The organism is Arsukibacterium sp., from assembly GCF_036735525.1.
Classification (GTDB): Bacteria; Pseudomonadota; Gammaproteobacteria; order Enterobacterales; family Alteromonadaceae; genus Alishewanella.
Genome location: NZ_DAINOE010000081.1, coordinates 1 through 14208 on the forward strand (window position 1 = coordinate 1; position 14208 = coordinate 14208).

Consider the following 14208-nt stretch of genomic DNA (forward strand, 5'->3'; position numbering starts at 1 on the left):
CGCTTGTTGTTGTTGTTGTTGTTGGCGAGTACTTTGTAATTGCTGCGTCAGTTCTTTGCACTGCAACTGCTCAGCGGCTAACAGTTCGGCCTGCTGCTCAGCCTGTTGTTTGTATTTATGCTGCTGCTCTAGCTGCTGTTGCCATTGCTGCTGCTGTTGCTCAGCATCACTTAATGCTTGCTTAGCCTGTTGCAACTCAGACTGTAACTGGTTGTTTTGCTGCTGCTGCAACTTACACTGTTGCTGCCAGTTTTCCAGCTCCTCTGACAGCTGTTGGCGCTGCGTTTCAGCCTGCTGCAATGACGCTTCTGCCTGTTGCTGCTGCTCAATCGCTGCACTGAGTTGCACTTCCAACTGTTGTAATTGCTGCTGATACTGCTCAGCGGCTTTATTATCCTCAGTTGGCTCAGGCTGATGCTGTAGTGCCTGTTCAGCGGCCTGAACCGCCGCCTGAGCTTGCGCTAAGCTCTGCTGCAGTTGCTGTTCGCGCGCCAGCAATTCGCTGTTTTGCTGCTGCACATTTTTCAGTTCAGCGCCCAGGGCTTGCAGTTGCTTAGCGCCTTCCGATTGCTGCTGCTGCAAACGCGACAATTGCTCATTATCTGTTGCAGCCACTGGTACAGCTAAATCCAGCTGTTGTTTAGTTTGCTGCCAGTCTTTAAATAATTTTTGGTAGGCTTGTTCTTGTTCAATTAACCTTTGCTGCCACTGCCCCTGACTGGCGGCCAGCACGCTTTGAGCAAAGTGTTGTAATTGCTGTTGCTGGCGGTTTAGCAATTGGGTGCTTATTTCTGCGAGGCTACTGGCCAGCTGCTGCTGCGCGGCCTGCTCCAGATCGCTTATTAATTGCTGTTCATTGTTTTTATTATTCTTTTTTACTACGTTCATTATCAGTTCTCGCCCTGGCGGCCAGCGTGGCTGCGCCTTGTCTGTGATAATACCCGACGCTGGCAAGCTGCCGAAGACGGGCTAATAGTTCTGCACTTTAGTGTAATATGACTTTACAGCGATAGCTAACCCTAATATCGGATTTTATCCATCAGTAATCACAGAACCATTAGTACTAAACTACGGTCAACAGTATACTGAGTTTATTTTGCTAAACCAGCGGCTAGTCAACACCGTAATTATCTTATTATTCGCGATACAGGATACCATTATGCTAATTCGTACTGCTTTTTTGATTTTGTTGAGTGTTTGCTTATTAAGCGCTTGCGCCAGCGGCCCTAAACTTCGCTCAGATCAAGCGGCTAATGTCGATTTTAGCCGCTATCAAACCTTCGGTTTTGTCGCTGAGCCTGCTACCGATAAAGCCGGTTATTCGACGCTGGTCACCCAGCATTTTAAACAAGCCATCCGTGAGCAAATGCAAGCCAGAGGTTATCGTTACAGCGACACTAGTCCGGATTTACTGGTTAATTTTAACTCTAACACGGTAAATCGCTCAGAAGTGCGCTCCACTCCAGGCGTAACACCACCTTATGGTTATTATCATTACCGTCGTGGTTACTACAGCCCTTTTATGCATTACCGTACTGAAGTGGAAACGGTGCACTATAAGGTTGGCACCGTCAATATTGATGTGGTGGATGCTGCAGCAAAGCAGTTGATTTGGGAAGGCTTAGCTGAGGGTACCTTAACAGATAAAGCGTTACAGCAACCTCAGCAAGCCATACAACAAACAGTGCAACACATTTTTAGTCGTTATCCGCTGCCTGCTGCGCTTTAGTTTCAGCGGCAATGGCTGCTACCTGCTGTTTTAGTGCTGTACAATCTGCCTGGCTATCCAGCTGGCGGATTGACAGCGTTAAATCTGCTACCTTGATACCAAATTTGTGCATACTGGTGCGGTTAATTAAATTCTGCTCATCAATCAGATACATCCAATCTTTTACTTTTACATCCAAGGCTTTATCGTTGTAAGGAATGCGTAAAACATATTCCCAGTACAAGCTATTACCGGCCAGTTGACCACTGGCTTCGCCAACAACATCGCCTGCCGTACCGCTTACCCGCCCGTCAGCAAGTGTTTGTAAGCGCCAGTGCCGCTGCTCAATGCGGCCATCACTAAAATAAAAGACTTCATATAAATCGCCCCGCCCCTGCTGCCATTCACCACATAATTCTGCAGTAAAACGTAAGGTTTGCCGGCCACGCCAATCCTGAAGTACGCCGTGCGCCACTGAGGCGCCGGCCAAAAAACGATCCAGTTGCAATTGTGGGCTTTGTGCCTGGTAATCCAGTACTGAACGGCTACAGCCAGAAAGCAGCAAGGCCGCAGTTAGCGCACATAATATTTTAAGCTTCATGCTTTATCCTTCAATTATTGCATTATCATAGTGGCAGCTTACGCACTAAAGCGCCGGTTGGCTCAGTACCAGGCCAATAAGCGTTGCTGCCAGGCCCCCGCCAGCGCTACAATTTCACTTGTTGCTTTTAGCCAACCGGAACCCGGGGTCGAGTTATTATGCCTGAGCATGTTGAAATTGCTGATTTTTCTGAGTTTTTGCCCCGTTTCGCCGAAGATGGCCTGGTGATCGTTGAGCAATTTTTACCCACAGCGCTTAATCAGGCATTATTACACGAAGCGGTACAGTGTACAGACTATCGCCCAGCGGCCGTGGGTCGACAGCAACAACAGCAACACAACCTCGATATTCGCCGCGATCAGACACATTGGCTGGATGGCGAAAGCCCGGCACAACAAGCCTATCTGGCGCTAATGCAGCAGCTGCAACAAGCAATTAACCGGCAGTTTTTTATCGGCTTATTTGATTTTGAATGCCACTTTGCCCGCTATCAGCCAGGGGATTATTATCAGAAACACTTTGATGCCTTTAAAGGCCGCTCTAACAGGGTGCTGACCACAGTAAGCTATTTAAATGACAACAGCACAGGTGGCGAGTTGTGTATTTATGATGAGCAGGATCAGCTGCTGAAAAAGGTGTTACCTGCCGCCGGCAGTCTGGTATTGTTTGAAAGCGAACGCTTTGCGCATGAAGTCTTACCCGCCCGGCAAGACCGCTATAGTATCGCCGGTTGGTTCAGGTGTAATAACAGCCTGAATGGCCTGATTGATCCTAGTCGCTAGGAACTAGTCGCTAGGAACTAGCCGCTAGGGACTATTCATCAAGAGCTAGTCGCCAGAAAGCAGCTGCAGCTTAGCCCCCACGCCCAGCTGCTGTTGGGCAAACCAGCCTCGTGGCATTTCCAGCGCAGCAATTACCGGACCACCTGAATACACTGCAGTTTCATCCAACGGTGCTAACGGTACTATGCGGCTGATTTGCCAATTAGCATTAATAAAGGCGACATCAAGCTCAAGATTGGTATTTTTCATCCACAATGCCAGTTCGGTCGGCTCGCTGTACAACAGTAACATGCCCGGCTCAGCGCTGCTTTGAAACATCAGGCCACGGGCACGCAGCGCCGGTGTATCAGCCAGTTGTACCACAAACTGCTGCTCCGCCAGTTGCACCTTGACTAAGGCAAAGTCTGATGCCGCCTGGGCGCTCGCCACCAGCAGCAATAACAGTAACCAGCTGTATTTAAAGTATGCCATTGCTGCCTCCGGTTAAGTAGCTGAGCGCTATGCCAGCAAACACCACTAAGCCAACATAGTGATTGTGCAAAAAAGCCTTAAAGCAACCCGGCCTCCCCTGTCGTGCCAGGTGCTGCTGATAGACAAATGCCAGCGAGGCAAGCGCTACACTAAGATAAAATACTATGCCGAGATCGGCCAGTACGCCGACCCCGACTAACAATAACAAGCTGGCCAGCTGCAGCAAGCCAATAATCAATAAACAGTGGCGACCAAACAGTATTGCCGTAGATTTTATACCGGCCTTGACATCGTCTGGCTTGTCCACCATGGCATAAAACGTATCGTAGGCTACAGTCCAGCATAAATTAGCCAGATACAGCAGCCATAACATAGGCGGTAAACTGAGGCTAATCGCCATAAAAGCCATCGGCATACCCCAGCTAAAAGCAGCACCCAAGACCAGTTGCGGCAAGTGGGTATAGCGTTTCATAAAAGGGTAGCAAGCGGCTAATACCACCGCCACTAATGCCAGAAGCGCTGTTTGCCAGTTCAAAAACAACAACAGCACAGCGGCCAGAAGCAACAATAGCGCAAAGAGCTGTAAGGCTTCAGCGGCACTGACCAAGCCTTGTGCCAGCGGGCGCTGGCGGGTGCGCTCCACCAGACCATCTACCTTACGATCGGCATAATCATTAATGACACAGCCAGCCGAGCGCATTAGCACTACACCCAGACTAAATACCACCAGCATAGTAACGCTGGGAATGCCGCTACTGGCCAGCCACAAGGCCCACCAGGTTGGCCAGAGTAACAGGTAAATACCTATTGGCTTGTCCAGGCGCATTAACAATACATAGTAGCGCCACTGCTGCCATTGTAACTGCCAACTCACAGCTGATAAGCTCCGGGTAAAAATAGCTCGGCCACCAGCACTGAACAGCCCGCAATAGTTAACACTGAGCGCCGGGCCCAATAATTACCAGCGCTAAGCGCCCATGCCGGTTTGGCTGCAAGGGTTAACTGACTGACTTCAATCTGGCCACGTAACAGCTCTGAATGGCTAAACAGGTATTCGCCAAGCGGCTGCTCACCTAAATCGGCCAGTGGCTGTAATTGCTGCAGACTTTGCAACGGCAGCCAGCTTTGCGCATAGACACAGGGGCTATCATCACAAAACAGTAAAACTTCACGTAACTGACATTGCTTTGCCTGTGGTAATAAGGGCGATAAAAACGCCGGCAGCGGTGCGGCAACCTGTTGTAATAATTGCAGCCTAAACTGCTGACAACGGCTTTTTAACCGGGCCGTCAGCGAGGCAGGCTCCAGCAGCCAGCTTTTAACTAAGGCGTCGGCTTGTAACTCACTGGCTGGCAGCCAATCAGCCTGCAATGAAAGAACGGGGTTATTCAAAGTGCCACTCATACTCCAATTTCACTGGTGGCATCATAACAACATAAGCGGCTATTTTCAGCTTAAAAAGGCACTGCGTTAGCGCACAAGAGCTGCTAAGATAATGTTTAAGCGTCAATTTGGCCGTGGTAGAGGGTAAAGTTACAATGAAAATAGCGTTATGTTTTAGCTTACTACTAAGCTTAATCTGTTTACCCCTGCAGGCCCGGCAACAACAGCCTGACATAGTCTATTACGGCTTTGACCCTGACATCGTCACCAATTATGTCTCGGGTAACAGGCGCAGCCTCGGCTATATCCGGGTGACGGTAGAGTTGATGATCACCGATCGGCAGCAGCTGCGTTTAATTGAACATCATGAACCGCTGATCCTTGATACAATTATTGGCATTTTTAGCAAACAACCGGAAGATAAAATAAAGTCGCTGACCGGTCGTGAAGAAATCAGGCTGAACATTCGCGACGACCTGCAAAAAGTGCTGGTCCGCGAAACCGGCCAGCCAATCATTCAGGATATTTTATTTACCAAATATCTTTATCAATAACAAAACTGGCTTAATTACATCAGCGCTATACCTTTGCCCGAGTTTAGTGCAGCCGTTTAACGGCTGCCTTTTCCCTGCACCGCCGCCCATAACAAGCCAGCCGCCAGGCCAGCCAAATGCGCCCAGTTGGCCATACTAAACCATAACAGATCAGCAAAACCCAGCACTAACCAGCCTAGCATAAACAGCGCTAAACTATCACTGACACCATACTGCTTTGCTGGCTGCAGTTTTGCTTGTAGCCAGCAGTAGCCAAAGAGCGCATAGACCACACCCGACAGGCCGCCAAAATTGCCACCTGCTAACAGATACTGACATCCATTCGACAGTAAGGCGCTGCTTAGCGTCATACTCAGTAAAAACCAGACCCCTTGCTGCTGCTCAAGCTGGCGGGCCAAAATCAGCCACCACATTAAATTAAACACCAGGTGGGTTAACGAGTAATGCAGCAGTATCGGTGTAACCCAGCGCCAGTAATGCTCGGGGTTATTCAGCTGTAAGGCGGCATTGGCGCCCTGCCAGTCGAGTTGTTGCCAGCCATACACCAGCAAAACCACAACTGTCAGCAGCAAGGATAATGGCCAGCGCTGCGCCTGCTGCCAGGACAGGCTTGGCAACAGCGCTTTGCCAGAGGCTAACGATACCGGATTACTCTGTTGCCAGGCAGCAGCCTGATAACGCGGATGCGCGGGTTGCTGCAAAAACTGCTGCAACAGGTGTTCTACCGCCAGCACATCGGCTTCATCACAATATAAACTGGCCCTCTGCCCTGGCTCTGTTACCACCTTTACTTGCAGCCCCTGGCTTTTGCAGTAGTCAGCAAACAATAATGCGGCTGGCACTACCGTTAATTCAGCCAGTTTATGTTTCATCGGTCACCACAACTGGCTGCTGCTCGCGCCAGCTCTGCATACCACCGTCCATGCTAAACACCTGCTCAAAGCCCTGTTGTGCCAGATATTGCGCCGCGCCCTGGCTGGAATTACCGTGATAACACACCACTACTACCGGTACTGTCAGCTCGGTTTGTTGCATAAAAGGGTGCAGATTACTGTTATTAAGATGATAAGCCCCGGCAATATGGCCGGCAGCAAAACTGGCTTCATCGCGAATATCGGCAACCACTGCCTGTTGTTGTTCTATTAATGTCAGGGCTTGTGCCACTGATATACGTTTAAAGTCACTCATTTAGCTCATTCCTTACCGGGTTCTGATCTGACCTATGATAACGGATCTGCCTGCGCTTGTAACGGCGCTGTACAGGTGGTTTTTCAGCGCTGAGTCATTGAAACACTGGACATCAGATTAAATCCTTGTTAACAATACAGCCTATTATGTTGTAATGATAAAGTTCTGCCACCTATACCATTGGAGTACCCTATGACCTTGCTGATTATCCTTGCCATTGCTGCTGTATTGGTGTTTTACATCATCAGCATTTTCAACCAATTGGTGAAACTAAAAAACCGTTTTCAAAATGCCTTTGCACAAATTGAAGTACAGTTAAAACGCCGTTACGATTTAATCCCCAATTTAGTAGAAACCGCCAAAGCTTATATGGCACACGAGCGCGATACGCTTGAAGCCGTTATTGCTGCGCGCAATACTGCGTTAGCCGGTTTAAAGGTGGCCGCCAACAATCCGGGCGATGCCACCGCTATTGGCCAGCTGGCCAGTGCCGAGGGAGCCTTGCAAGGGGCAATGAGCCGTTTTAGTATGGTGATGGAAGCCTACCCTGATTTAAAGGCTAACCAAAACATGATGCAGCTATCTGAAGAGCTGACCAGCACCGAAAATCGTGTCGCTTTTGCCCGTCAGGCGTTTAATGATGCCGTTACCGAATACAATATTTACAAACAAAGCTTTCCACCGGTATTTTTTGCCGCCAGCTTTGGTCATGGTAATGATGCCAAATTGCTGGAATTTGAAGACACAGCGCTGATCCAGGCTGCACCAAAAGTAAGTTTTTAAACATCCGTGGCCACCAACTTTTTTAGCCAGCAAGATCTGGCGCGGCGTAATACCCGCATTTTAATCGTGTTGTTCAGTGTGGCTGTGTTGCTGCTGATTGGTCTGACTAACCTGTTGTTATTGGTTAGTCTGGGTATGATTGACCCGCAATGGTTCAGTACTATGCAGGGCTCTGGCTATCAACTGCCCTGGCAATTTATGGCCTGGACCAGCCTGCTGGTACTGGGCGCAGTGGGCGTGGCGGTGCTGGTAAAATGGCAGCAGCTAAAACAGGGCGGCCGTACCGTGGCCGAAGCACTGGGTGGCCGCCGTTTGGCCGCCAACAGCGACAACCCGGCCGAGCGACAACTGCTGAACGTCGTTGAAGAAATGGCCATCGCCGCTAATTTACCTGTCCCCCCGGTTTACGTCTTACCTGAACCTGGCATCAATGCCTTTGCCGCAGGCTACAGCCCGGCTGATGCTGTTATTGGCATAACGCAAGGCAGCATGGAACAATTAAACCGTGATGAACTACAAGGCGTGGTGGCGCATGAATTCAGCCATATTCTAAATGGCGATATGCGGATGAACATACGCATGATAGCGGTACTTAACGGTATTTTATTTATTGGCCATATTGGCTATACCTTACTGCGCAGCAGCCGCGGCGCCCGTATTGCCAGCCTTGGCCGCAATAACCGCAACAATAATGCTGGCGGCATTGTTATTTTAGCCGTGGGGCTGATTATTATCGGCTATCTTGGGTCTTTTTTCGGTAATTTAATTAAAGCCGCAGTCAGCCGGCAGCGTGAGTATCTGGCCGATGCCTCAGCGGTGCAGTTTAGCCGCAACCCCAGAGGTATTGCCGGCGCGCTGAAGCGCATTGGTGCGCACAGTGCCGGTAGTCAGGTGAAAAATGAAAACGCCGACGAAATCAGCCACCTGTTTTTTGGCGAAGCCATCAGCCGTTGGGCATCGATTTTTGCCACCCACCCGCCACTGAGTAACCGCATTAAACGTCTCGAGCCACATTGGAATGGCAAGTTCCCAAGCTCGCTGCCCGCACCGCAGCCGCCGGCAGCCGATGCTGCAGCTCAGGCTGCAGAGAAAAAAACCAGCGAGCAACAACAACGCCAGCAGTTTATGCTAGCCAGTTTACCTGTGCTGCTGACCCAAAGCTGCCGCCAGCCGCTAAGCGCGCAGGCTATTGTCTGTGCGGTGTTATTGCAACCAGGCTCGGTGGAGCAACAACAGTTGCGGTTAATTAAAGAAATGGCCTCAGCGGCCCTGCTGCAACAAGTAGATCAACTGTGCGATTTTGTGTTGAAACAACCTTTGCCATTAAAAGTGCAGCTACTGCAGCGCTGCATCCCGACGTTAAAAGAGATGTCAGAGCCACAGTTTGTGCAATTTCAACAGTTAATACAGGCGCTGGCCGCGGCGGATCAACAGCTGTCCTTACTGGAATGGATTGCCGTTAATTTTATCGACCACACCGTTGGTAGCCAATTTGACCAACAACAACTGGTGCGCCGGCAATATATCAGTGATCTTGACAGCGTATTGCCCTCCAGCCTGATGTTGTTAGCTGCGGTGGCCAGCTGTGCCGGAGATAAAGCTAAGCAAGCACAGTCCTGGCAAGCCGCCTTAAAAGCGCTGGCACTTGACCCGGATACTGCAGCACCAGAGTTGGATTTTAAAGCTTTGTCGACCGCACTGCCCTGCTGGCTGGCCGCTACCCCTATGCTGAAACAACACTTATGGCAGGCAGTGTTAGCGGCCGCAAATGCCGATCAGCAGCTGGCCGAGCAAGAACTGGCATTACTGAAGGCACTGGCGTTATTGTTAGAAATTCCGTGGCAAGCTACAAACTAAAAGCCTGAGGTTTTTCAGAAAGCTGGCAGTTTTATTGCTGAAAAACGGTAAATCTGCTTTAGCATGTCTGGCCAGTCGGGTAAAATAGCCCTTTGTTTTTGCCAGAGGGTAAGCACCATGTCGGATAACAGTTTGTTTTTATTATACGATGCGTCATTTGACGACATGGATGCAGAAGGCAACCCGGGGTTTGGCTATGTATTGCTATTTAATGAAAGCGATGCCAGCCACTATGTCGCCGGTGAAAACCCGCCTTGTGCTGCGGTATCTATGCTGTTTACCGACCATGCTGATGGCAGCATCAGCGGCGATTTACTCGGTTGGGCGCAGCTGGATGCTGAGGTGTTTCAGCACTACCCGCTGGGAGAGTTTTTAACCCTGATGGAGCAAGCCGCGCAAGTAGCGGTAAATGCCCGTCGACAGGTGGGTCAGGTACCGGATAAACTGGTGGCGCTGCGTCTGGCTGACGATGATTTGATTCAGTTTGATGTGCAATTTAATGACTTACAGTTAAAAGATCAGCAGTCTGAACTGCAACTGGCGCAACAGCTGATGCTGGGGCGCCCCTACCTCGATTCATAATAGCGCCTTTGGCCGTGGAGTAAGGGTTATGACATTAGCCATCAATATGGCAGCCATCGAGCAAGCGCTCAGCGGCTTTACTATTCCACCGCAACCACAAATTCTGCAACATATTAATCAGCAACTGGCGCTAAGTGAGCCAGACATTAAGCGTATCGCCGCACTGATTAATCTGGATATCGGCATTGCCGGTTTTACCCTTAAAGTGGTCAATTCTGCCTATTTTGGTCTGCCACGTAAAATTACCTCTATTGAGCATGCCTGTAAGTTTCTGGGTTTAAACCGGGTGATAGCTCTATTGCGCAGTGTGCTGTTGCGCTTTACCCTAAGCGAAGGCCGTCAGGATGCTTTTAGCCAGCAACTGTGGAGTTCAGCGCTGCACAGCGCCAATCTGGCGATGGCGCTGGCGAAAATCTTTAACCTGAATAAAACCGTGCAGGATGACTGCTACAGCCTAGGCTTGTTTCATAATGCCGGCATGGCGCTTATCAGCGCGCAAGCGCCGGCCTATCCGCAGCTAATGCAGGTCGGGCTGCAAGCCGGGCATGGTCAGAGCGAAGTTGAAGAGCAGCATTTTCACACCTGCCATGAAGTGTTGGGCTTTCTGATTGCCGAGTCCTGGAGCCTGCCGCCGGCACTGTGCAATGTGATTGCCTATCACCATAGCCCGCAGCTGATGCTCAGCTCAGACAACCATCGCGAGCTGACGTTGTTTGCGCTGTTAAAGCTGGCCGAGTATTTCAGCGGTGAATGCCGGGTGTTATTTCAGGTGAATCTGGATCCGGAATGGCAGCAATATGAAGGCGCTATTCTGGATATTCTGGAGCTGGACAGCCTGCAACTGCCAGAGCTGGCCGAGCAACTGCACCAGTTACAACTCCATACTGTTTACAGCGTGCGTTAGAGCGCATGACGCATCACAAAGCCACTTTACCCAGCAAACTATGCCCGGTGTGCCAAAAGCCTTTTAGCTGGCGCAAAAAGTGGCAGTTAAACTGGGATCAGGTGCGTTACTGCTCTGAGCGCTGCCGCCGCAGCAAAACCGCCACTCATCCCAGCTAAACCTTTTACACGCTACCTGCGGATCATAGCCCCAGCAAGCTGGTAGTGAATTACTCTAAAAAGCCAAATGACAGCGTTGTCATTTGGCTTTTAGGCTGCTACATTAGCCATATCAGCACCAGCAGCACATAGGAAGCCTTGTATGCAAATCGTTATATTAGCCGATGCCACAGCGGTGGCTGCTTATGGGGCTAAGCTCTTTATCCGCCAGTTACAACAAAAAGCCGATTCGGTGTTGGGTTTAGCCACGGGCTCTACTCCGGTGGCGCTGTACCAGCAACTGATCCTGGCATATCAGCAAGCTCAGGTGTCCTTTGCCCGCGCCAAAAGTTTTAACCTGGATGAATATCTGGGCCTGGCCGGCAGCCATGTGCAAAGCTACCGCTATTTTATGCAGCAGCAGTTATTTCAGCATATTGATATGTTGCCTGAGCATACCTTTGTACCCGATGGCAGCGCCGCTGATCCCTTCGCCGCCTGCCAGCAATATGAGCAGCAAATTGCAGCCGCCGGCGGCATAGATTTGCAACTGCTGGGGCTTGGCCGCAACGGCCATATTGGTTTTAATGAGCCCTCCTCTGGTTTGCGCAGCCGTACTCGCATAAAAACCCTGACCGCTGCCACCATTAACGACAATGCGCGTTTTTTTGCTGCCGATGAATATCAGCCGCATTTGGCCATTACCATGGGTATTGGTACCATTTTAGATGCCCGTAGCTTATTGTTACTGGCCACAGGTGCGGCCAAAGCCGATGCCGTTAAGGCCATGATTGAAGGCCCACTGTGCTCGGCCTGCCCGGCCTCAGCCATCCAATTGCATCAGCAGGCGGTGGTGGTGCTGGATGAAGCCGCCGCCAGTAAACTGGCTGATATTGAGTTTTACCGCCATATAGAGCGGGAAAATCTGGCGCTGCTGCAACGATTAGCCAGCAAGTAATATCCAACCCCGCCGCTTCCGGCTACAATAGCGCCCTTAATCTAATGGGGGCCAACATGCAAATCGTATTAGCGCCGATGGAGGGCGTAGTTGATCACCTCATGCGCGAAATGCTAACGCAGATTGGCGGCTATGATTTGTGCATCACCGAATTTGTGCGGGTGGTCGATCAAAAGCTGCCGGCACGGGTCTTTACCCGGCTGTGCCCTGAGCTGTTGCAAGGCGGCAAAACCCGCGCCGGCACCCCGGTAAGAGTGCAGTTATTAGGGCAAGAGCCCGGCTGGCTGGCCGAAAACGCAGTGCGCGCCGTAGAGCTTGGCTCGCCCGGCATAGATTTAAACTTCGGCTGCCCGGCCAAGGCGGTTAATAAAAGCCGCGGCGGTGCTGTGCTGTTAAAAGACACCGAAAAACTGTACCAGATTGTTAAAGCAGTACGCGATGCAGTACCGCCAGCCTATGCTGTTAGCGCTAAAATCCGTTTAGGCTATGAGGATACCAGCCTGACCCTGGATAACGCCTGCGCTATTGCCGCGGCCGGCGCCAGCAGTTTAGCCATTCATGCCCGCACCAAAACCGACGGTTACCGCCCCCCTGCTTACTGGCCGTGGATTGCCAAAATTAAACAGCAGGTATCAATACCCTTGATTGCCAACGGCGAAATCTGGAATGCGCAGCAGGCGTTACTGTGCCAGCAACAAAGCCAGTGTCAGGACATTATGCTGGGCCGTGGCGCGCTGGCTATGCCTAACCTGGCGCAACATATCCGGCTGCAGCAGCCCGCCATGCCCTGGCCGCAGGTATTGCAGCTGTTAATGCAGTACTCCGAATTTGAAATCGCCGGCGATAAAGGCAAGTATTACGCCAACCGGGTAAAGCAGTGGTTTAGTTACCTAAAACTGCAGTACCCTGAAGCTCAACATGTATTCAGCCAACTGCGGCTGCTTAGCAAAAGCCAGGATATTTTAGCGCTGCTGCAACAGCAGCTGGCCAAATAAGCACAGACGCTATTAGCGCCACAGGGAGTAACAGATGCAGCAAGGCAGCCTGATATGTGTGGGTACCGGTATTATGCTGGGCGCACATCTTGACCCATTAAGCCGCAACTATATTGAACAGGCCGATGTGGTGTTTATGCTAATGGCCGATGCGATGACCGAGCAATGGCTGCTGCAAATGCACCCCGACGTGCGCTCGTTACAACCTTTTTATCATCAGGCGCCATCGCGCCAACATAGCTATCAGCTGATGGTCGAGGCGATGCTGGCTGAAGTAGCAGCCGGTAAAAAAGTGGTCGGCGCTTTTTATGGTCACCCGGCGGTGTTTGCACTGGTACCGCATGAGGCGGTGCGTCAGGCACGTGAGCTGGGGTACTACAGCAAAATGCTGCCGGGTATTTCCGCCGAAGATTGCCTGTATGCCGATTTAGGCATAGATCCGGGCCGCTATGGCTGCCAGCTGTATGAGTGCAGCCAGTTTATGTTTTATCAGCGCACTATAGATACCGCGGCCTATTTAGTGTTGTGGCAACTGGGCATAGCAGGAGATCGCAGCCTGGCCCGTTTTAGTACCCCCGACCAGTACCGCCAGCTGTTAACCGACTATTTATGTCAGTTTTATCCAGCCGAGCATCTGATTACCCTGTACGAAGCGGCTAGCCTGCCAACCGAACAGCCACGCATTGATAGCATGCCACTTAACGCCCTGGCCAGTGCTGCGGTAACCGGCAAAACCACACTGGTTATCCCCCCGGCCAGTAAACTGCAGCCGAATACTGCCATGTTGGCCCAGCTTGCTGCGCTCGATGCCCAGTCTGATGCTCAGTCCGATGTTAAGCCTGATTAAGCCTGATGCTCAGCCCGATATTAAACCCAATGCCGCCAGCTGAGCCAGTATTAAGCCTGTCGCCGCTAACGCTAGCCGCAGAGCCGGTGTTTATTGCACTTTTTAGCTGCCCGCAGGTTATGCAATATATTCAGCCGCCCCTAAGCGTGGCAGAGGCACAGCAACGTTTTGGCCAGATGCTTCAACTCAGCACAGGGCCGGCCTATTATCTGGTCAACCATAGCCCCGGCCAGCAAAGTATTGGCCTGGCGATGCTGAATATCTTGCCAGAGCAAGGCTGTGCCGAAATAGGCCGTATGCTGTTACCGGCCTGGCAACAGCGCGGGCTGGGTACAGCACTTGGCCAGTTACTGCTGCAAAGCGCCAGTACCGATAGCCGGGTGACACAGCTAACGACACGTATTCACAGCAACAATACCCCTGCTATTGCCTCAGCCCGTAAACTGGGTTTTGTACCA

18 protein-coding genes and 1 pseudogene are annotated in these 14208 nt (G+C 51.0%); 12 read left to right on the plus strand and 7 right to left on the minus strand.

Annotated features, from left to right (window positions below; translation table 11 throughout):
• Nucleotides 1-888, minus strand: a pseudogene (locus V7D78_RS13695) (hypothetical protein); the annotation flags it as partial.
• A 271-nt stretch (nucleotides 889-1159) separates the two neighbouring features.
• Between V7D78_RS13695 and V7D78_RS13700 the strand changes: the two are divergent.
• Nucleotides 1160-1729: a DUF4136 domain-containing protein gene (locus tag V7D78_RS13700; protein ID WP_333609017.1), complete on the plus strand. Its 570-nt coding sequence runs from the start codon at nucleotides 1160-1162 to the stop codon at nucleotides 1727-1729.
• Here V7D78_RS13700 and V7D78_RS13705 read toward each other — a convergent pair.
• On the minus strand, nucleotides 1698-2309 hold the full coding sequence (locus V7D78_RS13705; RefSeq protein ID WP_333609018.1) for a DUF3833 family protein: 612 nt from the start codon (nucleotides 2307-2309) through the stop codon (nucleotides 1698-1700). The genes V7D78_RS13700 and V7D78_RS13705 overlap by 32 nt on opposite strands.
• A gap of 158 nt (nucleotides 2310-2467) precedes the next feature.
• Between V7D78_RS13705 and V7D78_RS13710 the strand changes: the two genes are divergently transcribed.
• Complete coding sequence (locus V7D78_RS13710; protein ID WP_333609019.1) at nucleotides 2468-3091, plus strand: 2OG-Fe(II) oxygenase; 624 nt, start codon at nucleotides 2468-2470, stop codon at nucleotides 3089-3091.
• A 45-nt stretch (nucleotides 3092-3136) separates the two neighbouring features.
• On the opposite strand, the gene V7D78_RS13715 is transcribed toward V7D78_RS13710, so the two are convergent.
• From V7D78_RS13715 to V7D78_RS13725, 3 genes are read right to left on the minus strand one after another with little or no spacing between them, the layout of a single operon-like run.
• Nucleotides 3137-3562 (minus strand): DUF192 domain-containing protein, encoded by a 426-nt coding sequence (locus V7D78_RS13715; protein ID WP_333609020.1) that lies wholly within the window; start codon nucleotides 3560-3562, stop codon nucleotides 3137-3139.
• Nucleotides 3549-4436, minus strand: a complete 888-nt coding sequence (ubiA, locus tag V7D78_RS13720) for a 4-hydroxybenzoate octaprenyltransferase (protein WP_333609021.1) — start codon at nucleotides 4434-4436, stop codon at nucleotides 3549-3551. Before ubiA ends, V7D78_RS13715 begins: the two co-directional genes overlap by 14 nt.
• Nucleotides 4433-4954: a chorismate--pyruvate lyase family protein gene (locus V7D78_RS13725; protein ID WP_333609022.1), complete on the minus strand. Its 522-nt coding sequence runs from the start codon at nucleotides 4952-4954 to the stop codon at nucleotides 4433-4435. The genes ubiA and V7D78_RS13725 overlap by 4 nt, the downstream gene beginning before the upstream one ends.
• 146 nt (nucleotides 4955-5100) lie before the next feature.
• On the opposite strand from V7D78_RS13725, the gene V7D78_RS13730 reads away from it, so the two are divergent.
• Nucleotides 5101-5499 (plus strand): flagellar basal body-associated protein FliL, encoded by a 399-nt coding sequence (locus V7D78_RS13730; protein ID WP_333609023.1) that lies wholly within the window; start codon nucleotides 5101-5103, stop codon nucleotides 5497-5499.
• A gap of 56 nt (nucleotides 5500-5555) precedes the next feature.
• Here the strand turns inward: V7D78_RS13730 and V7D78_RS13735 are convergent, their stop codons facing one another.
• Both V7D78_RS13735 and glpE read right to left on the minus strand, forming a co-directional pair.
• Nucleotides 5556-6371: a rhomboid family intramembrane serine protease gene (locus tag V7D78_RS13735; RefSeq protein ID WP_333609024.1), complete on the minus strand. Its 816-nt coding sequence runs from the start codon at nucleotides 6369-6371 to the stop codon at nucleotides 5556-5558.
• Nucleotides 6361-6687 carry a thiosulfate sulfurtransferase GlpE gene (gene glpE, locus V7D78_RS13740; RefSeq protein ID WP_333609025.1) on the minus strand — a complete coding sequence of 109 codons (327 nt, stop codon included), beginning with the start codon at nucleotides 6685-6687 and terminating at the stop codon, nucleotides 6361-6363. Before glpE ends, V7D78_RS13735 begins: the two co-directional genes overlap by 11 nt.
• 192 nt (nucleotides 6688-6879) lie before the next feature.
• On the opposite strand from glpE, the gene V7D78_RS13745 reads away from it, so the two are divergent.
• The 9 genes from V7D78_RS13745 to V7D78_RS13785 form a co-directional block, all read left to right on the plus strand.
• Nucleotides 6880-7470: a LemA family protein gene (locus tag V7D78_RS13745; protein ID WP_333609026.1), complete on the plus strand. Its 591-nt coding sequence runs from the start codon at nucleotides 6880-6882 to the stop codon at nucleotides 7468-7470.
• 6 nt (nucleotides 7471-7476) lie between these two features.
• Nucleotides 7477-9327, plus strand: a complete 1851-nt coding sequence (locus V7D78_RS13750) for a M48 family metallopeptidase (RefSeq protein ID WP_333609027.1) — start codon at nucleotides 7477-7479, stop codon at nucleotides 9325-9327.
• Nucleotides 9328-9444: 117 nt separating this feature from the next.
• Entirely contained in the window at nucleotides 9445-9909 is a 465-nt protein-coding gene (locus V7D78_RS13755; protein ID WP_333609028.1) for a hypothetical protein, read from the plus strand.
• A gap of 28 nt (nucleotides 9910-9937) precedes the next feature.
• Complete coding sequence (locus V7D78_RS13760) at nucleotides 9938-10813, plus strand: HDOD domain-containing protein (protein WP_333609029.1); 876 nt, start codon at nucleotides 9938-9940, stop codon at nucleotides 10811-10813.
• A gap of 5 nt (nucleotides 10814-10818) precedes the next feature.
• Nucleotides 10819-10971 (plus strand): DUF2256 domain-containing protein, encoded by a 153-nt coding sequence (locus V7D78_RS13765; RefSeq protein ID WP_333609030.1) that lies wholly within the window; start codon nucleotides 10819-10821, stop codon nucleotides 10969-10971.
• Between the two features lie 142 nt (nucleotides 10972-11113).
• Entirely contained in the window at nucleotides 11114-11908 is a 795-nt protein-coding gene (gene nagB / locus V7D78_RS13770; protein WP_333609031.1) for a glucosamine-6-phosphate deaminase, read from the plus strand.
• A gap of 56 nt (nucleotides 11909-11964) precedes the next feature.
• Complete coding sequence (gene dusC / locus V7D78_RS13775) at nucleotides 11965-12903, plus strand: tRNA dihydrouridine(16) synthase DusC (protein WP_333609032.1); 939 nt, start codon at nucleotides 11965-11967, stop codon at nucleotides 12901-12903.
• A 34-nt stretch (nucleotides 12904-12937) separates the two neighbouring features.
• Nucleotides 12938-13750 (plus strand): SAM-dependent methyltransferase, encoded by an 813-nt coding sequence (locus V7D78_RS13780; protein ID WP_333609033.1) that lies wholly within the window; start codon nucleotides 12938-12940, stop codon nucleotides 13748-13750.
• Nucleotides 13751-13755: 5 nt separating this feature from the next.
• Nucleotides 13756-14208, plus strand: a 453-nt coding sequence (locus tag V7D78_RS13785) for a GNAT family N-acetyltransferase (protein ID WP_333609034.1), incomplete at its 3' end; no start/stop codon positions are given.